We start from the raw sequence: 725 nt of genomic DNA, 5'->3' as shown, positions 1-725 counted from the left end.
TATTACTGGTATTCTTCTGGTTGCTCATAAAAAAATCTCCTATTGTTAAGGTGTAGGCATGTTACCCACTCCATAACAGAAGGAGACCATAGCATGGGTAACAATAACTCAAAATCAGTCATTTGTAAATGCCTAAATTTGCTGAATGTCGGAGAATACCGCGGCCTGCTTGCCGACCATCGCACTCGCAAACTTACAACCGGTAAAGCCATTCAGATTTTTGTGGAGTCTCAGCTTGCAGGGCGTACCAGCTATGATGAAATCTCGGAACACCTTCGCATCATGCCGGATCTGCAGGACGACCATCTGAAGTCGATCAGTGCCTCTCAGCTTTCACGAAAGATCAAGCAACTCCCGACGGATCTGTTACAAGCGATCTTTCTCTGCAACATCGCACGCATCCAGGAGATCACCAAGCAGAAGCAAGGGATCCCGAATATCGGCAAGCTCCGGATTCTCGACTCCACCGTGCTTACCTTGCCTACCCTAGCTGGACGCTGGGCGTACTGGAGCAAAGAGCAAAATGCGGTCAAGATCCATACCCAGCTCGTGGTGGCCGATCGCGAAACGGTGTTTCCCGGCAAGATCATCAACAGCACAGCGGCGGTGAGTGATCAGGAAGTCGCTCTTGATCTGGTGGTGGCGGACGATGCGATTCATGTGATGGATCGCGGGTATATCCAGTACGAGCTATATGAATCGCTGATTCACCAACAGATGAGGTT

The 725-nt window shown here is 49.8% G+C and carries 1 protein-coding gene; it reads left to right on the top strand.

Annotation, left to right across the window (positions count from 1 at the left end):
* Positions 1 to 93 precede the first annotated feature (93 nt).
* The coding region (locus M3G15_RS21340) for a transposase (protein ID WP_483874609.1) at positions 94 to 725 on the top strand (632 nt) is incomplete at its 3' end.

The sequence above is a fragment of the Paenibacillus sp. p3-SID1389 genome (assembly GCF_025151705.1).
Taxonomy (GTDB): domain Bacteria; phylum Bacillota; class Bacilli; order Paenibacillales; family Paenibacillaceae; genus Fontibacillus; species Fontibacillus phoenicis.
Note: the sequence above shows the minus strand (reverse complement) of the source record. Positions and strands in the feature narration are given on the sequence as shown.